Origin of the sequence: Vibrio sp. ES.051, assembly GCF_002563795.1 — a bacterium.
In the GTDB taxonomy this organism is placed as follows: Bacteria; Pseudomonadota; Gammaproteobacteria; order Enterobacterales; family Vibrionaceae; genus Vibrio.
Map to the genome: position 1 here is coordinate 296920 of NZ_PDJL01000004.1, position 25708 is coordinate 322627.

The window sequence follows — 25708 nt, forward strand, 5'->3', positions numbered from 1 at the left end:
TCTACGCTCTTTATTAACTGTAATGCAGTTTGAATTATTCACCTTTCACTCGGCGCTCAATCGCGTCCATGAGCTTCCCGGTGATTGAGATATCAAAGGCCGATTCAATCTCACGAATACAGGTTGGGCTGGTCACGTTGATTTCAGTGAGTTTGTCACCAATGACGTCAAGACCAACAAAGATGAGGCCTTTTTCTTTTAGTATGGGTGCTACGGTTTGGGCAATTTTGATATCAGTTTCGCTCAAAGGTCGAGCTTCACCTGTGCCACCTGCCGCAAGATTACCACGTGTTTCACCTTTCGCAGGAATACGCGCTAAACAGTAAGGCATTGGCTCACCATCGACCACAAGGATACGTTTGTCACCGTTGCTGATGTCCGGTACGAACGTTTGCGCCATGGCGTAGTTTTGGCCGTGGTTTGTTAGTGTCTCGATGATCACCGATACGTTTGGATCATTCTCTTTGACGCGGAAGATAGAAGCGCCGCCCATACCATCAAGTGGTTTTAGGATCACATCACCGTGCTTTTCACGGAACTCTTTCATCTTTTCCGCTTTACGTGTCACGATCGTCGTTGGCGTAAGCTCAGGGAACCAAGCGGTGAACAGCTTTTCGTTACAGTCACGCAGACTTTGCGGTTTATTGACGATCAACGTGCCTTGCGTTTCTGCACGTTCAAGAATGTACGTTGCGTAGATGTACTCGGTATCGAACGGAGGGTCTTTACGCATGAGAACAACATCGAGCTCGGACAATTGGATTGTTTGCTCTGACTTGAATTGGTACCAGCCCTGTGGATCTTCTTTTAGTTCAACCACTTTGGTATCCGCTATCGCGACACCTTGATCGAGGTGTAGATCGTTCATTTCCATGTAGTGGATTTCGTAGCCGCGTCGTTGCGCTTCAAGCATCATGGCAAAGCTAGAATCTTTCTTGATGTTAATGGACGAGATTGGGTCCATTACAATACCGAGTTTGATCATTATTTTCTCCGTTTAACCCAGATCGCCGAAACGAACTTGTAAGGCTGTAATTGCTGTCAGAGCCGCGGTTTCGGTACGCAGAACGCGAGGGCCGAGTAGCGTCTCTTCAAATTGGTGTTCGCGAGTCATGTCGATCTCTTCTGACGATAAGCCGCCTTCTGGGCCGATCAACAGGCGCACTTTTTCGACGGGCGTTGGCAAGGTGTTGATCGAGTATTTTGCACGAGGATGCAAATTGAGCTTTAGCCCATCGTGCTCTTCTTGGCACCATTGTTCCAAGTTCATAATAGGACGAATGTCAGGAACGATGTTACGACCACATTGCTCGCAGGCACTGATGGCGATTTTCTGCCATTGGGCCAGTTTTTTTTCAAAACGTTTTTGATCGAGTTTTACACCGCAGCGTTCTGAAATCAGAGGGGTGATGGTATTTACCCCGAGTTCAACCGACTTTTGGATGGTGAATTCCATCTTATCGCCACGCGAAATCACTTGGCCAAGGTGCAGATCCAATGGGGATTCAATACAGTGCTCTATACGTTCAGTCACGTTAACTAACACATTCTTTTTACTGATTTCACTGATCATCGCTGAAAACTCTGCGCCGCTACCGTCAAAGAGTAGAATTTCTTGGCCTTCTTTCATCCGTAAAACGCGGCCGATATGGGATGCTGCGTCTTCGCTTAAAGCCAGTGAGCCAAGTTGGTGAATCGTTTCTGGATGATAAATTCGAGGGATACGCATGGGATTTCCAGCAAGAGAATAAACTTAAATTCTAACATGGATGCTTTCTATCGAAAAAACAAGGGGCAAGAAGCGTTTCAATATCAGTTATTGAAACGCTTCAAGCTAGTGGGGACTACAGTGCGCGACAGGCTTCTTGAACAAATGGGTTGTGATTGCCTTGTACTTTCGCGATGCGCTTATCACGCTCACATTCCCATTTACCGGCAGGGTATGTTTTGTTCCAAGCATTCATTAGCTGAGTTTGTTGTTTAGACAACGTAAAACCGTATTCTTTGCTCATATAAAGATAGGTACGAGCGATCGAGCCACGAGCGCGATCTGGTGGCATTACTTTGCGTTGTTTGAAGTTCACTTGCATCTCACAGCGGCCATAACTCACGCCATTCACCCCATTCCATTGACTGAAGTTGTAGTTTGAGCGGTCACCGTTTACTTCACCAATAGTAGGCGTCAGGTTATGTAGATCTGCCTCCATTAAGCGGAAGGTTTTGTCTTTTTTCTTGCAGTTTCTGCGCCCGCCCTCCTGCCAGCATTGACGCTGGTGGCCGAATTGCCACGCAGGCACCACGTGCTCCCACTCGATTCGCGCTGCGCGTTTTTCTTGTTTACGGACTTGGTAACCGCAAGAGTCGAGGTCAGGGGCACCTTTTCTTCCTTGCCATTGGATGTTGCAACCGCAGTAGAAGCTGGTTGGATGATCTTGATAAATTTTTACCGCCTCACGTTTGGCGGCGTAGAAGGAACTCGGGGGCGCAGCCATGGCCGAGCAAGAAAGCGCAAAGAGTAACAAAGAGAATAGATATTTCATGATTAAAGTCTTTAAAAAGTATGGCTTTATTTATTCTATCACTCAGATACTGGCTTTAATAATGAGTATGTTAACAATACGATGATGCGCCATCAGAAATGGCATCGAGATAGCAGTTTGGAGGGATAGTTACGAGAGTTGTACGCCAGTAAAGTTAAGAGATTGGCGGCATTTTTGGCAGGAGTAGGTTGCTTGCTTACGCTGCACTTTGTTGTGGCGGCGAATGGATAATGGGTAAGCCGCGCAGTCGCAGCGGTATTCGAAGGTTTTACCTTGAACCGAGGTAACTTCAAAGCGGTGAGTGGTCTTGGCAGGAACGTTAAATACGGCTTCCATCACACCTTGCCATTCTTTGCCATGTGGTCTAACTCGGCCATAAACCTGATAAGTAATTAGGTGGGCAACTTCATGCGGGATAACTTCATCCAAGAACGCTTGCGTATTTTCTCGAAATAAAACGGGATTTAGGCGAATTTCGTTCCGTTGCAGGTACGCTTTTCCGGCGGCTTTACCACGAACATTGAATGTGAGTGTTGGAAGCGGAAATGAACGCTGGAAAGCCTGTTCTGCCTTAGCAATGCAGTGTGCCATCACTTGTTTTGCTTTGTAGCTTAGTTCAAAAACCACACGTCCTCCACTTTATCTATAGTGATATAAAAAAGCCCCCGCGAGAGCGAGGGCCGAATCATAGCATCTGTTTTTTAAGGCGTGTGTTTTTTCTTAATGATCGCACGGTAAGCGTGCCAAGTACCGTAGCCTAAAATAGGCATCGTAAACAGCATGCCAATTCCGTACGTGGCAAAGCCGATTAAAATACCGCCACAAATGACCGCCGCCCACACTATCATCGCAGGGATATTGGATTTTACCGCGTTAAAGCTGGTGAATACGGCTGTCATCACATCCACGCGACGTTCCATCATGAGCGGAATCGAAAACGCTGAGATGCTGAAAACGACGCAAGCTAATATGAAACCGACCAATGAACCTATGACTAAAAATGGCAGAAACTCAGTGAGTGGCGCGCCTTGAACGGACGGGTAAAGCGCATGTAGGAGCGCGGCGATACGCATCCAGAAAATCATACATACTGCCAGCAGCACAGCGAATGCCCACTGAGAGGAAGAGTTACGCCCTATGGCTTTCATCGAATGAAACAAGCTGGCTTTATGCCCACGCTCTCTTTCCCAACTGGCATCATATAAACCGAGCGCTAAAAACGGGCCAATTAACATGTAGACGATTAAACTCGGCATGACGACAAGGTGGGTGCCTTGCCATTGCACCAGCAAAACAATACCGATAGCGGCGGCCATAAAGCAGATGCCATAAAATGCACTGATGAGAGGCAGTCGGACAAAATCATGCAAACCTAACGCAAGCCAATGGAAAGGTGCGGAAAGGCTAACCGTATTACACGGGATTGTCTTAGCGTATTCGTTGTCTGGCACTTCCTTTCGCTTGCTACGGAAGTCAGGTTGATTAGCAGTTCGAGGCATAACTCCTCCTTGATTTATTCTCACATTATCCGCTTATACCAACTGACAGCGGTTTTTTTGTTCAGTCAAACTTGAAGCGACTTTTTCAAGCTTACATCTGAGCATTGGCTTAGTTTGGTATCGGCCATAAAGATGCCTGACTCGTGTCTTTCTTAAGTGTTGCTGCCACAGTCGCCAGCACCCGACGTCTCTATTTAAATTGGAATTAACAATATTTTAACTATTGGTGGAGATGGGATAATTTACAAATAATTGCTGAAAATTTATTCGGTATAAAAGTGAGTGAGAAATACGACTACTTCATGAGGCAGGGCGGTATGAGTCGAAATGGCTGGATAAAAGTTGCTGAAAATAAAAAGCCCCCGCCAGAGGCGAGGGCTTGATTGATTTTAGCTTGGCTCGATTACTTGATACCAGCGAAATCGCGTAGAAGAGCGGCTTTATCGGTTGCTTCCCACGGGAACTCTTCACGGCCGAAGTGACCGTACGCTGCTGTCTTCTTGTAGATTGGTTGCAGAAGGTTAAGCATTTCTTGCAAACCGTATGGACGCAGGTCGAAGAACTGACGAACCGCTTCAATGATGATGTCGTGTGATACTTTCTCAGTACCGAACGTTTCCACCATGATAGAGGTTGGATCAGCAACACCGATGGCGTAAGACAGCTGAATTTCACAACGGTCAGCCATGCCAGCGGCGACGATGTTTTTCGCTACATAACGTGCTGCATATGCAGCAGAGCGGTCAACTTTTGATGGATCTTTACCAGAGAAGGCACCACCACCGTGACGAGCTGCGCCGCCGTAGGTATCTACGATGATCTTACGACCAGTTAGACCACAGTCACCCATTGGGCCACCAATGACGAATCGACCTGTAGGGTTGATAAAGAAGTTAGTTTCTTTATTAATCCATTCTGAAGGTAGCACTGGCTTAATGATCTCTTCCATTACTGCTTCACGCAGGTCTGAAGTTGAGATTGAATCACAGTGTTGAGTCGAAAGAACGACCGCGTCGATACCAACGATATTGCCTTGGTCATATTGGAACGTAACCTGAGATTTTGCATCTGGACGTAGCCAAGGAAGGGTGCCATTTTTACGAACTTCAGCTTGTTTTTGAACAAGGCGGTGAGAGTAAGTAATTGGCGCTGGCATGAGCACTTCGGTTTCGTTACAAGCGTAACCAAACATGATGCCTTGGTCGCCTGCACCTTGTTCTTTAGGGTCTGCTTTATCAACACCTTGGTTGATATCTGGCGACTGTTTACCGATGGTGTTTAATACCGCACAAGAGTTTGCATCAAACCCCATGTCTGAGTGTACGTAGCCAATTTCACTGACCGTTTCACGAGTTAGTTCTTCGATGTCTACCCATGCAGAAGTCGTGATTTCACCGCCCACCATGACCATGCCGGTTTTAACGTAAGTCTCACATGCAACACGAGCTTTCGGGTCTTGCTTTAGAATTGCGTCAAGAACCGCATCAGAAATCTGGTCTGCAATTTTATCTGGATGACCTTCTGATACTGACTCAGAAGTAAACAGGTGCTTAGCCATGTTAGCTCCACTATATCTGGTTTAAAACTGGGGAATGATAAACTCTCCAGCGCAAATTAATACTGTTTTTTGTAGGTGTATCTACATCTAGACGTCTATTCTAAATTTGATTGCTCGAATTACAAGTTCTTTTTTGGTTTTTGTTATAACCAAACGTTTGCGTCATTTATTGATAATTTTAAGAACTTCGATGGGTTTGCAGTGAAAGGTGCAATATTTGTGAGGTTTTAGGGTGGAAAACGTTTGCACACCCTACCTGGCTTTGAGAGAATTATGTTCTATTTTTCGTTTCGCTTAATGTACTCAGGAGCAGACATGTCGTCTCGTAAACATCTTGCCAATGCAATTCGTGCTCTAAGCATGGATGGTGTTCAACAAGCTAACTCAGGCCATCCTGGCGCACCAATGGGTATGGCTGATATCGCTGAAGTTCTTTGGCGCTCTCACCTAAACCACAACCCATCAAACCCAGAGTGGGCAGATCGCGACCGTTTCGTACTGTCTAACGGTCATGGCTCAATGCTGATTTATTCTCTACTGCACTTAAGCGGTTACGAGTTGTCTATTGACGATCTGAAAAACTTCCGTCAATTGCACTCTAAAACGCCAGGTCACCCAGAGTACGGCTACGCACCAGGTATTGAGACAACAACAGGTCCTCTAGGTCAAGGCGTTACAAACGCAGTCGGTATGGCGATTGCTGAAAAAGCGCTTGCAGCACAGTTCAACAAAGAAGGTCACGACATCGTTGACCACTTCACTTACGTGTTCTTGGGTGACGGTTGTCTGATGGAAGGCATCTCGCACGAAGCATGCTCTCTTGCTGGTACACTGGGTCTAGGCAAACTGATTGCGTTTTGGGATGACAACGGCATTTCTATCGACGGTCACGTGGAAGGCTGGTTCTCTGACGACACACCTAAGCGTTTTGAAGCGTACGGCTGGCACGTTATTCCTGGCGTAGATGGCCATGACTGTGAAGCCATCAACGCAGCGATTGAAGCGGCGAAAGCGGACCCTCGTCCGACGCTTATCTGTACTAAAACAATTATCGGTTTCGGTTCTCCTAACAAATCTGGTTCACACGACTGTCACGGTGCACCATTAGGTCACGATGAGATTCAAGCGGCTCGCGAATACCTAGGTTGGGAGTACGGTCCATTTGAAATCCCTGCAGATGTTTACGCGGAGTGGGATGCAAAAGAAGCAGGTGCAGCGAAAGAAGCGGCTTGGAATGAAAAGTTCGCAGCATACGCAGCAGCTTACCCTGCAGAAGCAGCAGAGCTTAAACGTCGTCTAAACGGCGAACTTCCAGCGGAATGGGAAGAAAAAGCCAACCAAATCATTGCTGATCTTCAAGCAAACCCAGCGAACATTGCATCACGTAAAGCATCGCAAAATGCACTAGAAGCGTTTGGTCAAATGCTTCCTGAATTCATGGGCGGCTCTGCTGACCTAGCGCCGTCTAACCTGACAATTTGGTCTGGTTCTAAGTCTCTAGAAGCGGATGATTTTTCGGGTAACTACATCCACTACGGTGTACGTGAATTCGGTATGACCGCGGTCATTAATGGTATTGCGCTACACGGTGGTTTCGTTCCTTACGGCGCGACATTCCTAATGTTCATGGAGTACGCACGTAACGCCATGCGTATGGCTGCGTTGATGAAGATTCAGAACATCCAAGTTTACACGCATGACTCTATCGGTCTTGGCGAAGATGGCCCAACTCACCAACCCGTTGAGCAAATGGCATCGCTACGTCTAACGCCAAACATGAGCACATGGCGTCCATGTGACCAAGTTGAATCAGCAGTCGCTTGGAAACTAGCGATTGAACGTAAAAATGCACCAACTGCACTTATCTTCTCGCGTCAGAACCTAGCGCAACAAGAGCGTACAGCAGAACAAGTAGCGAACATCGCGAAAGGTGCTTACATCCTAAAAGATTGTGAAGGCAAGCCAGAGCTTATCCTTATCGCAACAGGCTCTGAAGTTGAACTAGCAGTAGAAGCAGCAGCACAGCTCACTGCTGAAGGTAAGAAAACACGCGTGGTTTCAATGCCATCAACAGATGCATTCGACAAGCAAGACGCTGCTTACCGTGAAGCCGTACTGCCATCAGACGTAACAGCTCGTATCGCTATCGAAGCGGGCATCGCAGACTTCTGGTACAAGTACGTTGGTTTCGACGGCCGCATCATCGGCATGACGACATTCGGTGAATCTGCACCTGCTGGTCAGCTATTCGAGATGTTTGGCTTCACGACTGAAAACGTAGTGAACACAGCAAAAGAATTGCTAGCGTAACTGCTAGATTGTCTCAACAGTCGAACGTAAAGGGCGACTGTTAGATGCTAAAGTTAGAAAGGCCATCATTGCGATGGCCTTTTTTAATCCTGCTTGACTGTGATTCAGCAGGTGCGTTTCTCTGCCTGTTCAGGTAGTATTTGTGACACGAAATTTTTGGTAGGGCGAAGGATAGATGCTAAAGGTTGCGATCAATGGATTTGGGCGTATAGGTCGTAATGTTCTGCGAGCCGTGTATGAAAGTGGAAAGCAACAGCAGATAAAAGTTGTGGCGGTTAACGAGTTAGCGCAACCAGAAGCGATGGCGCACCTACTGCAATATGACACCAGTCATGGTCGCTTTGGCAAGAAAATCTCCCACGACCAAGAACACTTGCATGTTCATCATGACCGCGGCGAATATGACGCCATCCGTATTCTTCATCTTGCCGAGATAGAACTGCTTCCATGGCGCGATTTGGACGTTGATATCGTCTTAGATTGTACAGGTGTATATGGTTCTAAAGCAGACGGTTTGGCGCATATCGATGCCGGAGCGAAGAAAGTCCTCTTTTCACACCCTGGAGGCAATGATGTCGATAACACCATCATCTATGGTGTCAATCATGAAACCCTCAAAGATGAGCACCGTATAGTTTCTAATGGCTCTTGTACGACTAACTGTATTGTACCTATCATCAAAGTTCTGGATGACGCTTTCGGCATTGAATCTGGTACCATTACGACAATCCATTCATCCATGAATGACCAGCAAGTCATTGATGCGTACCACAACGATTTACGTCGAACTCGCGCCGCAAGCCAATCTATTATTCCTGTTGATACTAAGTTGCATAAAGGGATTGAAAGAATATTCCCGAAATTTTCCAACAAATTTGAAGCAATTTCCGTTCGAGTACCGACAGTTAATGTCACTGCAATGGATTTAAGCGTCACAATTAGTACAAATGTGAAAGTTAATGACGTAAATCAAACCATTGTTAATGCATCTCAGTGTACATTACGTAATATAGTTGACTATACTGAATCGCCACTCGTTTCCATTGACTTTAACCACGACCCCCATAGTGCAATTGTGGATGGAACTCAGACTAGAGTGAGTAATGGCCAATTAGTAAAAATGCTGGTTTGGTGCGATAACGAATGGGGCTTTGCTAACCGGATGCTGGATACCGCTTTAGCAATGCAAGCTTCTTCGCAAACGGAATGTTAAGGATGAAGAAGTGATGGGGATTTTTATTTTAAGTCTTGAAATAAATCTGTCGTATCTCCATATCAATAACCAGTTTGAAGAATTAACAGGCTTGGCAGGGTTGCCGAGTTTTCAAAAACTTTAATTATTAAATATTTGAGAGGACACATCATGTCTGTAATCAAGATGACTGACCTGGATCTTGCAGGTAAACGTGTATTTATCCGTGCTGACCTAAACGTGCCAGTAAAAGACGGTAAAGTAACTTCCGATGCACGTATCATCGCATCTCTTCCTACCATTAAGCATTGCCTAGAAGCTGGTGCCAAAGTGATGGTTACCTCTCACCTAGGTCGCCCAACTGAAGGTGAATACGCTGAAGAGTTCTCTCTACAACCAGTGGTTAACTACCTAAATGACGCACTAGATTGTGACGTTAAGCTAGCAAAAGACTACCTAGATGGCCTAGAGCTAAACGCTGGTGAACTTGTTGTTCTAGAAAACGTTCGCTTCAACAAAGGCGAGAAGAAAAACGACGAAGAACTATCTAAGAAATACGCTGCACTATGTGATGTATTCGTTATGGACGCATTCGGTACGGCTCACCGTGCTCAAGCATCTACTCATGGTGTTGGTATGCACGCACCTATCGCTTGTGCTGGCCCTCTACTGGCGAATGAATTAGAAGCACTAGGGAAAGCAATGGATAAGCCAGCTCGTCCAATGGTTGCTATCGTAGGTGGTTCAAAAGTTTCTACTAAGCTAACGGTTCTTGAGTCGTTATCTAAAATTGCTGACCAACTTGTTGTTGGTGGTGGTATTGCGAACACATTCATCGCTGCTGCTGGCCACAACGTAGGTAAGTCTTTATACGAAGCGGATCTGGTAGAGACAGCTAAAAAGCTAATGGATGAGTGTGCTATTCCTGTAGCCACTGACGTTGCCTGTGCAAAAGCATTTGATGAGAACGCAGAAGCTGAAATCAAGCACGTTTCTGAAGTACAAGATGACGATATGATCTTCGACCTTGGCCCAAATTCGACAGCTGAGTTAGCTGAAATCCTGAAAAACGCGAAGACTATTTTATGGAACGGCCCAGTTGGCGTATTCGAGTTTAAGAACTTCGAAGCTGGCACTAAAGGTATCTCAGAAGCTATCGCAGCTTCTGAAGGCTTCTCTGTCGCTGGTGGTGGTGACACGCTGGCGGCTATCGACAAGTTCGGTATCAAAGCTGATGTATCTTACATCTCAACTGGCGGTGGTGCTTTCCTTGAGTTTGTAGAAGGCAAAGCGCTTCCTGCAGTAGAAATGTTAGAAGCACGCGGTAAATAATTAAAGCAAAGCGGGGGAGTGGTTCTCCCGCTTTCTCGTTTGCTGCAACGTGTGAGGAACTCTGATAGAATAGCCTTAGTTGTGAGCAAACGTTTGCAAGATTTTCAACTTAACAAGTTTTGTTTAAAAACGACAGATAAATAGGATTACATCCATGTCTAAGATCTTCGACTTCGTAAAACCAGGTGTTATCTCTGGCGATGACGTTCAGAAAGTATTTGAAGTTGCAAAAGAAAACAGCTTTGCACTTCCAGCAGTAAACTGTATTGGTACTGACTCCGTAAATGCAGTACTTGAAGCAGCTGCAAATGTTAAAGCGCCAGTTATCGTTCAGTTCTCTAACGGTGGTGCGGCTTTCTTTGCTGGCAAAGGCCTAAAACTTGAAGGTCAAGAAGCGCAGGTTCTTGGTGCGGTTGCCGGTGCTAAATATGTTCATGCTGTAGCTGAAGCTTACGGTGTACCAGTAATCCTACACACTGACCACGCTGCTAAGAAACTGCTTCCTTGGATCGATGGTCTACTAGACGCCGGTGAAGAGTACTTTGCACAAACTGGTAAACCTCTATTCTCTTCTCACATGATCGACCTTTCCGAAGAATCTCTAGAAGAGAACATCGAAATTTCTGCTAAGTACCTAGAGCGCATGGCTAAAATGAACATGACTCTAGAGATTGAACTTGGTTGTACTGGTGGTGAAGAAGATGGTGTTGATAACACTGATATGGATGCATCTGATCTATACACTTCTCCTGAAGACGTTGCTTACGCATATGAAAAACTAATCGCAATCAGCCCGCGTTTCACTATCGCAGCATCTTTCGGTAACGTACACGGTGTTTACAAGCCAGGTAACGTAGTACTAACACCAACGATTCTACGTGATTCTCAAGTGCACGTTTCTGAGAAATTTGGCCTGCCAGCGAACTCTCTAAACTTCGTATTCCACGGTGGTTCTGGTTCTTCTTTAGAAGAAATCCGTGAATCTATCGGTTACGGTGTTATCAAAATGAACATCGATACTGATACACAGTGGGCAACTTGGGACGGCATCCGTAAATTTGAAGCTGAAAACCACGATTACCTACAAGGTCAAATCGGTAACCCAAATGGTGTAGACGCACCAAACAAGAAGTACTACGATCCACGTGCATGGTTACGTGCTGGTCAAACTTCAATGGTTGCTCGTTTAGAGCAAGCCTTTGCTGACCTTAACGCCGTTGACGTACTATAATCGATACTGATTAAGTTATTTGAAACCCGCTCACTGAAGCGGGTTTTTTTATGTCTATGATTTATATTTTCCTCATAGTAGTGAAGATAAGTATGCATTAAAGTGTACGTGTTAATGATTTATACCATCCCTAATGTTTTTACGTTCACATTTATCAATCTCAACAATAGAAGTGGCGAAATGAGAGCGTATTGCGTAACCTGTAACAAGCTGTTGTCAGAAAATTCTGTTAACGCTTTGTTTTTGAATATCATTTGTGAAGTGATGATTTTGAAAGCTTCAGCGTTGAGATACCGTGGAAAGTCTGACACTCAGTAGAGCAATAGGGACATTGTTGTGGATAAAAGTCTATAAAACACATGGCTTATATTTCTCGATAATCTCAGGAAACTTGGCTCAGTGATGTTGGTTTAATCGATAGGCGTGGTTTTAGCTGCTCTGAACTTTGCATCTTGAAGTCATCGGGAATAATTTAACGGCAATTGGGTATATATTTTTATTTTTGAGGATAAGAATTATGGCAGGTGAATCGATGGGTATCGATACCACTTTAACTAACGGGCTAACTCAAGCTGAGACTTGGCTTAACAACAATTCAGATCTACTTGTTCAGTACGGTGTGAATATTATTTCTGCGCTGCTCATTCTATTTATCGGTAATATTATCGTGAAAGCAGTGGCGGGCAGTGTTACCAAAGTATTAGAAAAGAAAAGCATGGATAAGGCAGTCGTTGAATTTATTCACGGTCTTGTTCGTTATTTACTATTTGTGATTGTACTTATTGCAGCTCTTGGCCGCCTAGGGGTTCAAACTGCTTCTGTGGTTGCTGTTATTGGTGCGGCTGGTCTTGCGGTTGGTCTTGCTCTGCAAGGTTCATTATCGAACTTTGCTGCTGGCGTCCTGATTGTGGCTTTTCGTCCCTTCAAGTCGGGTGACTACGTTGAAGTCGGCGGCGTAGCGGGTAGTGTCGAAGCGATTCAAATCTTCCAAACCGTTCTAAAAACACCAGACAACAAGATGGTTATAATACCTAACTCGTCCGTCATTGGTGGTGCGATTACAAACTATTCTCGTCATGCAACACGACGTGTAGATTTAGTGATTGGTGTGTCGTACAAAGCCGATCTTAAGCTAACCAAAAAAGTTCTTCGAGAAACATTAGAAAAAGATCCACGTATCTTGAAAGATCCTGATATGACGATAGGTGTTCTAACACTAGCTGATTCTTCAGTAAATTTCGTAGTGCGCCCTTGGGTTAAAACGGCGGATTACTGGGGAGTGTACTTTGATGCAATGCAAGGTATTAAAGAAGCATTGGATGAGAACGGCATCGAAATTCCATTCCCACAAATGGATGTACATCTGAACAAAACCGAAGCTTAATCAGGTTAATAGAGAATAGAAAACGAGGTAGCTGTACCTCGTTTTTTGTATAGAAATTACATCAGAGTTACAGAGTCAAAGTTGTGTTAGGAGTGACCCTAAGTGCTTGGATAATCGCCTCAAAGTTCTATGATAAAATCATATGCCACTCAGCATGGGTAATATTGGTAGTGCTAGAGGGGGGATTACTCTATTTTTGTATGGATGGATTTACCAAATGAAACTGTATTCAATTTTGTTGGCCTCTGCACTCAGCTTTACCAGTGCTTCAGTCTTGGCCAATGTGTCTGAGTTTGCTCATGTGACGACAACAGGTTATGGCGAGGTTATCGCGACGCCTGATATGGCTACTTTCTCTGTAAAGGTTGTGGATACGACTATGACCGCTGAACAGGCGAAGCAATCTGTTGATAAAACCGTTGAAGTGTTTCTGACATATTTATCAGATGTAGGGTTATCGAAAGATAACGTTACCAGCTCTAATTTGTACCTTGCGCCTCAATATCACTACCCTAAATCAGGCAAAGCTGAATTGGTTGGCTATCGTGCATCACGAAGCATCAATGTGACCGTAACGGAGTTAGCGGATTTGAATCAATACCTAGATATGGCTCTCGAGTCGGGGATTAATCAGGTTGATAATATTCAGTTGAAGGTAAGTAATCAATCTGAGTATCAAAAGAAAGCACGCATGGCGGCAATTAATGACGCGAAAGAAAAAGCGGCGTCATTAGCTTCAGGGTTTGAGAGAAAGCTCGATGGAGTATGGCAAATCAACTACACACAGATGCAGGTAAAGCCAGTTTTAATGCGCTCAATGGCCATGGATAGCGAGCAAGGTGCGAATAGTTACCAAGACTCAACTATGGTGATTCGTGACCGAGTGGATGTGATTTATAAATTGAAATAAGGTCTTAATTCAAAAGAAAAGGCAGGGAATTCCCTGCCTTTGTCATTTCTGCTTCACAAATTAGTGAAGGATACGAGCACGGATAGTGCCTTCAATACTTTTCAGTTTCGCTAGCGCTTCTTCTGAGCGCTCTGTTTCAACATCGATCACCACGTAGCCGATTTCAGCGGCCGTTTGAAGGTACTGCGCGGCAATGTTAATGCCGTCTTCTGCGAAGATGGTGTTGATCTGAGTAAGAATACCAGGACGGTTTTTATGGATGTGAAGCAAGCGAGAGCATTCACCACCGTGCTCTGGCAGTGACACCTCTGGGAAGTTTACGCTTGAAAGGGTTGAGCCGTTGTCAGAGTACTTCGCCAGTTTTCCTGCAACTTCAATCCCAATGTTTTCTTGTGCTTCTTGCGTAGAGCCACCCACGTGTGGGGTTAAAATAACGTTATCAAACTTCTGCAGTGGTGATTCGAATGGGTCTGCGTTGGTCTTTGGCTCGGTAGGAAATACATCAATCGCAGCGCCCGCAATATGACCTGCTTCTAAGCTATGACAAAGCGCTGGAATATCCACGACAGTGCCGCGTGCTGCATTAATAAAGATTGAACCTGGCTTCATGCGAGCAAACTCTTCTTCACTCATCATGTTTTTCGTTTCTGGCGTTTCAGGGACGTGCAGGGAAACAACATCACATTTGTTCAGTAGCTCACTCATGGTATGCACTTGCGTCGCGTTACCAAGTGACAGCTTGTTCTCGATGTCGTAGTAGTAAACGCGCATACCTAAGTTTTCGGCAATAATACCTAACTGCGTACCAATGTGGCCGTAGCCGATAATACCAAGGCGCTTACCACGCGCTTCGTAAGAGTTGTTGGCGCTCTTTTTCCAGATCCCACGGTGTGCTAATGCATTCTTCTCTGGAATACCGCGAAGTAGTAGAAGGATCTGACCAAGTACCAGTTCAGCAACGCTTCGTGTGTTTGAAAATGGTGCGTTAAACACCGGAATACCACGGTTTGCCGCCGCATCTAGATTTACTTGGTTGGTGCCGATACAAAAACAGCCAATCGCAACCAGTTTGTTTGCCGCATTGATCACCTCTTCGGAAAGGTTCGTGCGGGAGCGAATGCCGATGAAGTGTACGTCTTTTACCGCTTCAATCAATTCTTCTTCCGGAAGGGAACCTTTATGGTATTCAATGTTGGTATAACCAGCTGCTTGAAGAACTTCAACTGAAGAAGGGTGGAGTCCCTCTAATAAGAGGATCTTAATCTTTTCTTTTTCCAGTGAAACTTTGGCCATTTTTCTCGTCCTTAAAATGGAAAGGTGGGCTAATGTGGCGCACATTGGTCAAAACCATTAAAAAGGGGATAATTCATCGTTTTGTAGGAGGACAAACGTTTCCTTGTGCGTCTTCTGTTCAATAAAGTAACAAAAAAAAATTGTTTTGGGTAAGAAAATTACGGAATAAGAGATAATTTCTTAGAGAAAGGAATTAAAAACGGTGCCTTGCAGCACCGAATGTAATGAAATAACAGAAAAGTGAATCAGGTAGGTCGATTCTCGGTCGTTATTTATTCTTCAATTTTTGCACCTTCTGGTGTACCAGTGATCACCACATCAGCGCCGCGGTGAGCAAATAGGCCAACCGTGACTACGCCAGCGATGCCGTTGATCTTGTCTTCCATTTGCTTCGGGTTGGTAATCTGCATATTGTGCACATCTAAAATGATGTTGCCGTTGTCAGTAACAACGCCTTCACGGTAAGCCGGATCACCACCAAGCTTGACCAGCTCGCGCGCAACGTAGGAGCGTGCCATTGGAATTACTTCTACTGGCAATGGGAACTGACCCAATACATCAACAGCTTTGGTACCGTCAATAATACATATGAATTTGTCAGAGATTGCTGCGACAATTTTTTCACGAGTCAGCGCTGCGCCACCACCTTTGATCATTTCTCGTGCTGAGTTGATTTCGTCCGCGCCATCAACATATACATCCAGCTTTATTACGTCGTTACACTCGTATACTTCAATCCCTAGCTCTTTGAGACGCTCAGTTGAAGCCACAGAGCTAGACACTGCACCTTTAATATCGTCTTTGATAGTGCCGAGTGCATCGATGAAGTGATTCACGGTAGAACCAGTACCAACACCGACAATGCTGTCTTTCTCAACATATTTAAGTGCTGCCCAACCAGCTGCCTTTTTCATTTCATCTTGAGTCATGCCAATCTCCTGAATAGATGTTCGTTAACGTTTGCGGCGTGATTATAGCGGGTAACTATTGGTTTTCCCATTGCCAGATTCGGCTTGGAGTCACGATCTTAGGCAGTGGGATGTCCCAGCTTTCAATCGGTAAGCGCTCAACATGTTGGCAGTCATGTGCAATTCCAATCGGTTTTGCACCTTTACCAGTGTTAAACCAGCGAGAAAGGGTGCGGTCGTAATAGCCGCCACCCATACCTAAGCGGTGTCCGATGCTGTCGAATCCGACCAAAGGTGTGCAGATTAAATCAAGTTGACGAACGGGTTTGAGATGGCGGATATCCAGCTGGGGTTCTAAGAGACCGTATTTGTTGTAGACCAGTTGGTCATCATCTACGTATTGAAGAAACAGCAACTGACCTTTTGAAAACGGATGGATGACAGGGAGATAAACCGATTTTTCCTGTTGCCATAACCACTCAATGAGCGGCTTGGTATCGAGTTCACCATCGGCAGAAAGATAAATGGCAATATGCTGTGCATGCTGGATTTCAGGAAGTTGGGAGAATTGGGTGAAAAGGTCAAGCCCCGCTTGAAACTGCGTATCACTACACAATGCGTTGCGTTTTTCACGAATCAGTTTGCGGAAGTCTTGACGAGAGAGTGTTGACATAAAGAGAATACCCCAGGGTGCCGTTGAGGATTGTGGCCCTTGAACCAGCTGGTTCAAGGCGGATCAGCAAAGACAACCGCAGGCTTCTCGGTGCATGCCGAGCTTGCTCAATAGTTATCAAATACTAACCCTTAGGTATTGCTTATCGGCTCAGGGACTTAAATCCTGCTGACGCACACCCCAGGGTAAATTTTGTATTTACTGCTGTCCTTGCGTAACTTTGCTTAGTGCATCTTCTAAAGATGCAGTGAGCTTTTCCATTCGCTCAGTTACTTCTTGCTGTTGACCTTTCGATTCGTATGATTTGTTGTTCAACTCATAACAAATATTCAATGCAGCAAACGTTAACAGCTGGACTTCATTGGTTACCTTAGTACGTTCGCTCAACTCTTTCAATCGGCGATCAAGATCTTTTGCTGATGCAACAAGAGAATCTTCTTGCCCAGTAGGGCAATTCACTCGTGTAACTTTGCCTAGTATTTCAACGTCGATCGCTTGATTGCTCATGATGAATAAACTCTATATTCGCGCTATCTAAGGTGTTGCTTCGTACAACTACCGAGGGGGAAACTATAGGAAAACCGCTATTAAGATTCAAGCATTTCCCATCACAGAAAGAAAAATGATGAAGTGATCACACAGGAATTGGACAATTTGAACAAATGCTGTCCAAAATTGAATTTGATAGCCGTTTCAGACGACAAGTCTTGATGGTAGGATATATCGATACATTATTACGCAAAAATGAGCCAAGTTATGAGTGAGATCACCCTTCCTGAATATCAATCGATTGCTGCCGAACTACGATCTGCAAGTTTGGCGGTAACGCCTGCTGAGTTGCATGGTTTACTTGTCGGGATGCTAAGTGGTGGACTGGCGATCAATGATCAAACCTGGCAACCTATTTTATTTGACTATACCAATGATGGCATGGGCTGGCCTTCTACATCGCTTGCCTTTGCTCAGAGCGTGTTTAAAGTAACGGTCAATGAACTGACTGGTTCATCGATGGAGCTGTCTTTACTATTACCAGATGAGCCGGGCGAAGAAGGTTTGTTTACATTGGCTGATAGTGTGTCTGATTTTGTCAATCATTTTATCTCTGGTTTGGGTTTAGCTGGTGTGGCGCTCAACAAAGCATCGGATGATGTGAAAGAAGCATTGTCAGACCTAGAGGAAATTTCAAAATTAGGCATCGATGAAAATGATGACCTTGGTGAACAAGCACAATTGCTAGAGCAAGTGCTCGAGCATATCAAAGCTTGTGTATTAACGGTTCATGCTGAGTTTGGTGTTCGTCCTGAAAGTAGCGAAAGCAAACCTATTATTCACTAATCATTGATGGTTCAGAGGTTAGCATGAAGCAATATGATGTAGTCATTGCTGGTGGCGCTATGGCAGGGGCAACGTTGGCATTGGCGATTGACCATTTGTCTCAGGGAAAGCTCCGCATTGCCGTCGTTGAGCCTTTTAAAGCTCAGTCAGATATGCACCCTGGTTTTGACTCTCGTTCAATCGCATTGTCTTTCGGTACCGTCAATCTGTTGCGTCAACTACAGCTCTGGACCTCAATAGAGCCGTTTGTCACACCCATTGAGCATATCCACGTTTCTGACCGTTCTCATGCTGGGATGGCGGAGATTACCAAGCAAGAGGTTGGGGTTGAAGCGCTAGGATATGTTGTAGAATTAGCCGATGTTGGGCGCGTATATCAAGAAATATTAGACGGCAGCGAATCAATCAAACTGTTTTGTCCTGACTCTGTTACTGATATCGAGCGCGAGCAAGACTGTACCCATATTACGTTGAAAAGCGGTGGGCAGCTTGAAGCAAAACTGCTGGTGGCAGCCGATGGTGCTGTTTCAACCTGCTGTCAGAAAATTGGTTTAGAACTCTCTGAGCAAGATTTTGAACAAGTGGCAGTGATTGCCAATATTGTGGCTCAAGAACCTCATCAAGGTCGTGCTTTTGAACGCTTTACTGAAAATGGTCCTGTGGCTTTATTACCAATGAGTAATAACCGAATGTCCTTAGTTTGGTGTCTGCACCCTGATGAGGCACAAGCGGTACTCGAGTTATCTGACCAAGCATTTCTCCAACGTTTACAACAAGATTTTGGGTGGCGTTTGGGCGCGATGAAAAAAGTGGGACGCCGTGCGAGTTACCCATTGCTTCTTCGCCACCGAAAGCAAAATATTTCTCATCGTTTTGCGATTGTTGGGAACGCGGCGCAAACGCTGCACCCGATAGCTGGGCAAGGTTTTAACCTTGGTATTCGCGACGTTGTCTCGCTAGCAGAAGAAATTGTGCAGCAAAGTGATGACGTTGGTCTTTATCAAGGCTTGATGCGCTTTAGTCAGCGTAGAGAGGCAGATCGAAGCGAAACGATTTGGCTAACCAGTGCCTTAGTGCATATTTTTTCAAATGATTTACCTGCGATGCGAATTGGGCGAAATACGGCCTTAGCAGCGATGGATAACCTTTCTATTTTTAAGCAGCCGCTACTACGCCATACGCTTGGTTTGGTAAAACGATGAACGGCCGCACTGAATTAGGTAATAAAAAGCAATGATGCAAAGTGTAGATATCGCCATCATCGGCGGAGGGATGGTTGGGTTGGCACTTGCTGCCGCATTCAAGGACAGTGATCTGCGTATCGCCGTAATTGAAGGCAAGGTGCCAGATGAGTCGTTGAAAGAGTTACCTGATGTGCGTGTGTCTGCGTTGAGCCGTTCTAGCGAGACGATCTTACGTAAGCTTGGCGTTTGGCAGGGCATAGAGCAACGCCGCGCTTCGCCTTACTACGGTATGGAAGTGTGGGAGCAAGATAGCTTCGCTAGTATTGAGTTTGATGCACAAAGCATGGCACAACCTGATTTAGGACATATTGTTGAGAATCGAGTGATTCAACTCGCGCTACTCGAACAAGTCCAAAAACTCGATAATGTCACTATGTTTATGCCAGCACGTTGCGCGACATTAGCGGTGGGTGAACAAGAAAGTTGGCTGACGCTCGACAATGGTCAAGCCATGACAGCTAAGTTAGTGGTCGGAGCCGATGGAGCAAACTCGTGGCTTCGTCATCAAATGGATATTCCGTTAACGCATTGGGATTATGGGCATCATGCTCTGGTCGCGAATGTTACAACTACGGCGCCACACAACAGCATTGCACGACAGATTTTTACGCCTCAAGGGCCATTGGCATTTTTGCCAATGTCGCAACCGGATATGTGCTCTATTGTTTGGTCCACTGATCCAAATCGTGCAGAGCAGCTATTGGCAATGAGTGAACATGATTTCAACAAAGCATTGACGAGTGAATTTGATGCACGACTTGGTCTATGTGAAGTGGCGAGTGAGCGCGCCGCGTTTCCTCTAAAAATGCGTTATGCGCGAGATTTTGTTGTGGAGCGAGTCGCATTGGTTGGTGATGCGGCCCATACCATTCATCCGCTAGCGGGTCAGGGGGTGAATTTAGGTTTATTAGATGCGGCCAGCCTCGCTCAAGAGGTGCTAGCATTATGGAAGCAAGGCCAAGATATTGGCAGCAAACGCAACCTAAGAGGTTATGAGCGTTGGCGCAAAGCGGAAGCAGCAAAGATGATTGCTGCAATGCAAGGATTCCGAGACCTATTCTCTGGCGAGAACCCAGCTAAGAAGCTGGTTCGTGGCATTGGCTTGAGTTTAGCGGGTCAACTGCCGGGAGCAAAAGATGAGATCATGAAGCGCGCGCTTGGTTTAAAAGGGCATCTACCAGAACTTGCGCGTCAGTGAGCTTAAAGGCGAGCTTCAGAAACACAAAAGGCTGGTTAATCCAGCCTTTCTTTTATCGTCGGTGTGTTGCTAAGCATATGCGCATCGGAGTTTCATTATTTCTTGGTTGATCTCTTTCACCGCTCGGAAATGGCGTTGCTCTGCTTTCTCTGGCAGTATCAGCTTACCGTTATCAAACTCGAATCTACCGACCCCGTAAATATAAATTCTTCCTTTAAAAAGACGGCTTATATGTTTAGCTATCATACTTGGTGTATAGCGCTTAAACAGTCTCATATTTACTTTCCTTTTCTCTAACCTAGCTTAGGTATTTTACGTTTTTGACGTAAAAATTATTGTGACAGCAATAGTATTAAATGCAGGTGTAAGGGGTTGCTTTAGAGATTTGTGTTGTCTTAGACAGTTTGACAGTGTCGTCTCTTAAATAGCGTGAGGATTACCCCAAAAGTCACCTATAAAGGAATTTAAATAACGTTGCACTCCTTTTTGATATGAAACATTAAACAATAGTTTTGTTACAGAGTTAAGAATAGAACGAAAATGAGGTTTGCTAATGGTGACTGTTAGCGTTGGGGACTCCTTTAATCTCTGTTCTATATAATCTCAACTTGTCCTAACTTTAGAGAAAAGTGAGAAGAAAAAGTTCCGCGTAAAAAAAAAGCCCGCTTCAGCGGGCAAATAGTCACAGATGCATTACACAAAAGTGAACAACTGACTCTATGACGGCTGCTATTCAGCCAGCGGATTCACTTTATATTGGCCAAGTGCTTGTTTAAAACTCAACCAACGAGATCAGCATATAAGGTTTTTATTCTTGTGACTATTTATGTTTAAAAAATGATTAAAAATACCCAAGATCCATTGCCGTTGATATGAGAAGGATCACGCAGTGATGGAAACACTGCGTAGCATTACATTATTTTTAGACGATTAACGACAGATCTCAGCGACGGTCGGCTGACACAATTGGATAAGATCTTGGATAGAAAGCGCCAGTCCAGCCATTCGATCGCCACTGCTGATCGTAACGTTCTGTTCTTCTAGTAAGCTAGGATCGAACACGATCGGCATGTGGCGTTTAAGCAATAACGGGGTGACAGTGCCAACTTTGTAACCCGTGATGGCCTCAACGTCGGCTTGATCAACGCAAGTCATCCGGCGACATTGCAGTAACGAGCGCACTTTTTTGGGATCGACGCTACGATCACCAGGCGCACAGGCGAGTGCATATTGATTACCCATGTCTCGTAGCAAGATCGCTTTCACCATTTGAGAAGGGCGAATGTCGCGTTGTTGCGCGGCATCTTCAATAGTTGTTGCAGGCCTTTGATGCGATAACAGACGAAACGGAATGTGTTGGTCCGTAAGAAATTGCATCAAAGGAGTATTGATTGTATTACTCATCATCAAGGCTGTAAGGCAGTGATTCGATTGTCCACTCACACTCTGGTTGAGCAACCAAACGAAGACGAGTGTCTTCATCGAGATTATTGGGCAGTACGATCAGACCAATCGCGTGATTGTCACTGAATTGGTAGTGGTTTAGTAAAGTTCCCACTGAACGCCAGTTTTCACCAACGCTGCGTTCGAGTTCAATTGGCTCATCCATGAACGGAGCTGAAGTTGTACCTTTTACGATGTACATCGCGCGTTTATTTGTACCGCGATATTTTGCGCGTGCTACCGTTTCTTGTCCTGTGTAGCAGCCCTTTGTGAAGCTAATGCCTCCTAAAGCTTGCATGTTGAGCGCTTGTGGAATATGAGTGTTCTGTGCAGACGCAGACACAAATGGTAGCCCGGCCTCAATGTCGAAACGATTCCAAAGCTCATTTGTCGTCAGGACAGCGTCTGTATTTTCAACGACTGGTTGCGCAGCTGGCGCACTTAATATCAGTAACCAGCGGTTTTGTGAGACTTGTACCGCGGTGCCGCCTTCAACAGGGCGAACGCTGCCAGTCGTATTGCTCATGGTCGAGATAAGCTCGTCGGCTTTGACGCCAGCTACACCTAAGATAACGTCATCAGAAGCTGCGATCGTCACTTTAGAAAAAATGGCGTATTTTTTTATTTCGCTAAGTTCTACATCAATCGCCGATTTTGGCTGGACCATGCTGTAACCATCGTGATGATGGAAAAGTCGGAACACACTCCATACCTTACCTTTTGCATCACAGTGCGCACCGAGTGTGGACTGGTCTTTTTCAAGACTGGCGACATCGCAGGTAACCTGACCTTGTAAGTAGGAATTTTTATCATCACCAGTGATGGTGATCATACCTAAATTATCCAGTAGTGAGATGGACAGCTCTGGAACTGCATCTTGAGTTGAGAGAGGTAATGCTGAAAAACGAGTTTGCCATTCCATAATTACAATGCCTTTTGAAGATATTTTTCCGCTATGTTATACCCAAATAACCTTGAGATACTAGGGGGGCGATTTACGAATCAACATTTGTCGGCTTTCACCACCGTATTGTGACCCGCACACTAGTGACGTAGCACATCCCTTGTTACACTCCGCTTTAACAATAAGACATCTATGAAGGAATAGTGAATGTACACTCCGGAAGAAAAGGCGCGTATTAAATGGGCGTGTCGTCGAGGCATGCTTGAGCTTGACGTAGTAATTATGCCGTTTTTTGAAGAGTGCTTTGATGCTCTGAGTGAGCAAGAACAGCGTGACTTTGTTTCTTTGCTTGAATGCGATGATCCTGATCTGTTTACTTGGGTGATGGGACATGGTCGTAGCGAAAACTTAGGTCATGCGGCTATGGTTGATAAAATTGTCGCCCACAATCTCAGTAAAGTTCGTTAATTTTACCGCTTACCCCTCTTTTACTGCCCGAGTCATTAATTTGCTTCTTCTGTTTATAATGACTGGGGCCGTTACCTTCTCTAGCATCCCGCTCGTATTATCGACTTATTTGTTATTACTGATTGTTAAGGCACTATTGAACCAAGGCTTTGTTAAACCTACAAGCCAGGGGGATTGGTATGTGCATTGTGATGGCTCGGTTAGGTTTGACGCCCTTGAGTATAGTGAATGCTCGGCGGCTCTTGAGTCTGAAAAGGATCAGTTACTACGAATCGATACATCGACATTGCCATTCAAGATAACATTTCGATTGCAGTCTGGCCGTAGCGTCACGATTTGGCGTGACTGCTGTGCAGACCAACACTATCGCCAGCTATATTTGGTCTTACGCCAGTGGGAAATGAAACAGGGAGCCAATGCTCCCTGTTGATGTAATAGTTTACTTTGTAGAATTAAAGCTGTTTAGCTGGAACCAAGATGGTTGGCCCGCTGTTTTCCAGTTGATTTGGATAATCGAGTGTATAGTGCAAACCACGACTCTCTTTGCGCTGCATCGCACAGCGAACCATCAGTTCTGCCACTTGTAAGAGGTTACGCAGCTCTAGCAGGTTGTTCGATACGCGGAAGTTGCTGTAGTACTCATGCGTTTCTTGTTGCAGCAGCTGGATGCGACGTAATGCTCGCTCCAACCGTTTATCGGTGCGCACAATACCCATGTAGTCCCACATGAATAAGCGTAGCTCGTGCCAGTTATGCTGAATAATCACTTCTTCATCACTATTGCTGACTTGGCTTTCATCCCAGCAAGGTACGCGTGGAGGGAGGTCAACATTGGTATGGTGTTTCAGAATATCTTCCGCCGCAGACCAAGCATAAACCACACATTCGAGCAGTGAGTTAGAAGCCATACGGTTTGCACCATGTAAACCGGTGTAGCTAACTTCACCAATGGCATACAGGTTTTTTAGGTCAGTACTGCCATTTCTGTCTACCATTACACCGCCACAGGTATAGTGCGCGGCTGGAACGATTGGAATCGGTTCTTTGGTCATATCAATGCCCAAGTCCATCAAGCGAGAGTAAATGGTTGGGAAGTGCTTGGTGATAAAGTCCGCAGGCTTGTGGCTGATATCGAGGTACATACAGTCAGCACCTAAACGCTTCATTTCATAGTCGATGGCGCGAGCCACAACGTCACGGGGGGCCAGTTCTTTGCGCGCGTCGAAATCGGGCATAAAGCGAGAACCATCAGGGCGACGTAAGTAAGCGCCTTCGCCACGTAAGGCTTCGGTCAGGAGGAAGTTACGCGCTTCAGGGTGATATAAACACGTAGGATGGAATTGGTTGAATTCCATATTCGCCACGCGACAGCCAGCACGCCATGCGATTGCAATGCCGTCACCCGAAGAGACGTCGGGGTTGGAGGTATATTGATAAACCTTAGATGACCCACCGGTTGCAAGAACCACGAATTTAGCGCGTACAGCTTCTACGTGTTCCTCATTACGGTTCCAAATGTAGGCACCTATCACTTTATTTTTATCACCACCAATTTTATCTCCGGTGATAAGGTCTAGTGCGTTATGACGCTCAAGAACATGAATGTTTGGATGGTTATGAGCGTTGTCTTGCAAAGAGGTTTGCATTGCCATTCCAGTGGCGTCTGCCGCATGAAGAATACGTCGACGACTGTGCCCACCTTCACGAGTTAAGTGATAGCGCGGCTCTTCGTCAGAGTCATCCTCTTCACGGTCAAATGGCACACCACCATCAATGAGCCATTGCACACACTCTTTCGAATGCTCGGCAATGAACCTCACGGTATCTTCATCACAGATACCATCCCCCGCGATTTGTGTATCTTCAACGTGTGAATCAATGGTATCGGATTCATCAAATACTGCAGCGATACCGCCTTGAGCGTAATACGTGGCTCCTTCGCTGCGTGGTCCTTTGCTGAGAACCATTACCTTACAATGGTTAGCAACACGCAAAGCCAACGACAGGCCTGCAGCGCCACTTCCTACGATTAACACATCACATTCATGTTCACGATTTGTGTTCATATAACTTTTATAATCCCAAGCTAAGGTAACCAGATCACCTTGTGTATTATTTGCACACCATGTGCATTCCATTAACGCGATATCCATCGCTACGTGCTATCAGTTGGGAGACGTATTTGCATCAACATTATTTTGGAGGCTCCAGCCACTCTTATTGTTATACATGAGGACATGCATATGCATCCCGAGAGTTGTTTGCAACGCGATGTTTAGGTAGCCC

25 protein-coding genes and 1 other RNA gene are annotated in these 25708 nt (G+C 45.4%); 11 read left to right on the top strand and 15 right to left on the bottom strand.

Features of this window, described 5'->3' with window-relative positions:
• Positions 1-34: 34 nt before the first annotated feature.
• The 6 genes from gshB to metK all read right to left on the bottom strand — a co-directional run bounded on the left by gshB (position 35) and on the right by metK (position 5597).
• Entirely contained in the window at positions 35-985 is a 951-nt protein-coding gene (gene gshB / locus ATG66_RS07785) for a glutathione synthase (RefSeq protein WP_098414768.1), read from the bottom strand.
• Positions 986-997: 12 nt separating this feature from the next.
• Positions 998-1729 carry a 16S rRNA (uracil(1498)-N(3))-methyltransferase gene (rsmE, locus tag ATG66_RS07790; RefSeq protein ID WP_098414769.1) on the bottom strand — a complete coding sequence of 244 codons (732 nt, stop codon included), beginning with the start codon at positions 1727-1729 and terminating at the stop codon, positions 998-1000.
• A gap of 115 nt (positions 1730-1844) precedes the next feature.
• Positions 1845-2540 carry an endonuclease gene (locus tag ATG66_RS07795; protein ID WP_098414770.1) on the bottom strand — a complete coding sequence of 232 codons (696 nt, stop codon included), beginning with the start codon at positions 2538-2540 and terminating at the stop codon, positions 1845-1847.
• Positions 2541-2669: 129 nt separating this feature from the next.
• The gene (locus tag ATG66_RS07800; protein WP_098414771.1) at positions 2670-3167 is read right to left on the bottom strand and encodes a SprT family zinc-dependent metalloprotease; all 498 of its coding nucleotides are present in this window, start codon (positions 3165-3167) and stop codon (positions 2670-2672) included.
• Between the two features lie 74 nt (positions 3168-3241).
• A complete protein-coding gene (locus ATG66_RS07805) occupies positions 3242-4039 on the bottom strand; it encodes a DUF2189 domain-containing protein (protein WP_098414772.1) in 798 nt (265 codons plus the stop codon).
• A 403-nt stretch (positions 4040-4442) separates the two neighbouring features.
• Positions 4443-5597 carry a methionine adenosyltransferase gene (gene metK, locus ATG66_RS07810; RefSeq protein WP_098414773.1) on the bottom strand — a complete coding sequence of 385 codons (1155 nt, stop codon included), beginning with the start codon at positions 5595-5597 and terminating at the stop codon, positions 4443-4445.
• 315 nt (positions 5598-5912) lie between these two features.
• On the opposite strand from metK, the gene tkt reads away from it, so the two are divergent.
• From tkt to ATG66_RS07845, 6 genes are all read left to right on the top strand, one after another.
• Positions 5913-7907 carry a transketolase gene (tkt, locus tag ATG66_RS07820; RefSeq protein ID WP_098414774.1) on the top strand — a complete coding sequence of 665 codons (1995 nt, stop codon included), beginning with the start codon at positions 5913-5915 and terminating at the stop codon, positions 7905-7907.
• A gap of 175 nt (positions 7908-8082) precedes the next feature.
• A complete protein-coding gene (gene epd / locus ATG66_RS07825; RefSeq protein WP_098414775.1) occupies positions 8083-9120 on the top strand; it encodes an erythrose-4-phosphate dehydrogenase in 1038 nt (345 codons plus the stop codon).
• A 150-nt stretch (positions 9121-9270) separates the two neighbouring features.
• Positions 9271-10431, top strand: a complete 1161-nt coding sequence (locus ATG66_RS07830; RefSeq protein WP_098414776.1) for a phosphoglycerate kinase — start codon at positions 9271-9273, stop codon at positions 10429-10431.
• A gap of 154 nt (positions 10432-10585) precedes the next feature.
• Positions 10586-11662: a class II fructose-bisphosphate aldolase gene (gene fbaA / locus ATG66_RS07835; RefSeq protein ID WP_098414777.1), complete on the top strand. Its 1077-nt coding sequence runs from the start codon at positions 10586-10588 to the stop codon at positions 11660-11662.
• Between the two features lie 517 nt (positions 11663-12179).
• Positions 12180-13046 carry a small-conductance mechanosensitive channel MscS gene (gene mscS / locus ATG66_RS07840; protein ID WP_098414778.1) on the top strand — a complete coding sequence of 289 codons (867 nt, stop codon included), beginning with the start codon at positions 12180-12182 and terminating at the stop codon, positions 13044-13046.
• 217 nt (positions 13047-13263) lie between these two features.
• Positions 13264-13956 carry an oxidative stress defense protein gene (locus ATG66_RS07845; RefSeq protein WP_098414779.1) on the top strand — a complete coding sequence of 231 codons (693 nt, stop codon included), beginning with the start codon at positions 13264-13266 and terminating at the stop codon, positions 13954-13956.
• A 60-nt stretch (positions 13957-14016) separates the two neighbouring features.
• Here the strand turns inward: ATG66_RS07845 and serA are convergent, their stop codons facing one another.
• From serA to ATG66_RS07870, 5 genes are all read right to left on the bottom strand, one after another.
• Positions 14017-15249 carry a phosphoglycerate dehydrogenase gene (gene serA / locus ATG66_RS07850; protein WP_098414780.1) on the bottom strand — a complete coding sequence of 411 codons (1233 nt, stop codon included), beginning with the start codon at positions 15247-15249 and terminating at the stop codon, positions 14017-14019.
• 272 nt (positions 15250-15521) lie between these two features.
• Positions 15522-16178, bottom strand: coding sequence for a ribose-5-phosphate isomerase RpiA (gene rpiA / locus ATG66_RS07855; RefSeq protein WP_098414781.1), 657 nt, complete (start codon positions 16176-16178; stop codon positions 15522-15524).
• A gap of 55 nt (positions 16179-16233) precedes the next feature.
• Complete coding sequence (locus ATG66_RS07860; protein ID WP_098414782.1) at positions 16234-16830, bottom strand: 5-formyltetrahydrofolate cyclo-ligase; 597 nt, start codon at positions 16828-16830, stop codon at positions 16234-16236.
• A 5-nt stretch (positions 16831-16835) separates the two neighbouring features.
• Positions 16836-17020, bottom strand: a non-coding RNA gene (gene ssrS, locus ATG66_RS07865) — 6S RNA.
• A gap of 8 nt (positions 17021-17028) precedes the next feature.
• Positions 17029-17337: a cell division protein ZapA gene (locus ATG66_RS07870; protein WP_098414783.1), complete on the bottom strand. Its 309-nt coding sequence runs from the start codon at positions 17335-17337 to the stop codon at positions 17029-17031.
• 249 nt (positions 17338-17586) lie between these two features.
• Here ATG66_RS07870 and ATG66_RS07875 point away from each other — a divergent pair, with 249 nt between their 5' ends.
• From ATG66_RS07875 to ATG66_RS07885, 3 genes are read left to right on the top strand one after another with little or no spacing between them, the layout of a single operon-like run.
• Positions 17587-18165 (top strand): YecA/YgfB family protein, encoded by a 579-nt coding sequence (locus ATG66_RS07875; protein ID WP_098414784.1) that lies wholly within the window; start codon positions 17587-17589, stop codon positions 18163-18165.
• Positions 18166-18188: 23 nt separating this feature from the next.
• Positions 18189-19367 carry a 2-octaprenyl-6-methoxyphenyl hydroxylase gene (ubiH, locus tag ATG66_RS07880; protein ID WP_098414785.1) on the top strand — a complete coding sequence of 393 codons (1179 nt, stop codon included), beginning with the start codon at positions 18189-18191 and terminating at the stop codon, positions 19365-19367.
• Between the two features lie 31 nt (positions 19368-19398).
• On the top strand, positions 19399-20607 hold the full coding sequence (locus tag ATG66_RS07885; protein ID WP_098414786.1) for an FAD-dependent 2-octaprenylphenol hydroxylase: 1209 nt from the start codon (positions 19399-19401) through the stop codon (positions 20605-20607).
• Between the two features lie 69 nt (positions 20608-20676).
• On the opposite strand, the gene ATG66_RS07890 is transcribed toward ATG66_RS07885, so the two are convergent.
• The 3 genes from ATG66_RS07890 to ygfZ all read right to left on the bottom strand — a co-directional run bounded on the left by ATG66_RS07890 (position 20677) and on the right by ygfZ (position 22972).
• A complete protein-coding gene (locus tag ATG66_RS07890; protein ID WP_005380970.1) occupies positions 20677-20883 on the bottom strand; it encodes a DUF1107 domain-containing protein in 207 nt (68 codons plus the stop codon).
• A 654-nt stretch (positions 20884-21537) separates the two neighbouring features.
• Positions 21538-22011, bottom strand: coding sequence for an aminoacyl-tRNA deacylase (locus ATG66_RS07895; protein ID WP_179885672.1), 474 nt, complete (start codon positions 22009-22011; stop codon positions 21538-21540).
• On the bottom strand, positions 22004-22972 hold the full coding sequence (gene ygfZ, locus ATG66_RS07900) for a tRNA-modifying protein YgfZ (RefSeq protein WP_098414788.1): 969 nt from the start codon (positions 22970-22972) through the stop codon (positions 22004-22006). Before ygfZ ends, ATG66_RS07895 begins: the two co-directional genes overlap by 8 nt.
• 189 nt (positions 22973-23161) lie before the next feature.
• Here ygfZ and ATG66_RS07905 point away from each other — a divergent pair, with 189 nt between their 5' ends.
• On the top strand, positions 23162-23422 hold the full coding sequence (locus tag ATG66_RS07905; protein ID WP_098414789.1) for an FAD assembly factor SdhE: 261 nt from the start codon (positions 23162-23164) through the stop codon (positions 23420-23422).
• Positions 23370-23852 carry a protein YgfX gene (locus ATG66_RS21185; RefSeq protein WP_373560826.1) on the top strand — a complete coding sequence of 161 codons (483 nt, stop codon included), beginning with the start codon at positions 23370-23372 and terminating at the stop codon, positions 23850-23852. The genes ATG66_RS07905 and ATG66_RS21185 overlap by 53 nt, the downstream gene beginning before the upstream one ends.
• A 22-nt stretch (positions 23853-23874) precedes the next feature.
• Here the strand turns inward: ATG66_RS21185 and nadB are convergent, their stop codons facing one another.
• Positions 23875-25488: an L-aspartate oxidase gene (gene nadB / locus ATG66_RS07915; protein WP_098415871.1), complete on the bottom strand. Its 1614-nt coding sequence runs from the start codon at positions 25486-25488 to the stop codon at positions 23875-23877.
• Positions 25489-25708 lie beyond the last annotated feature (220 nt).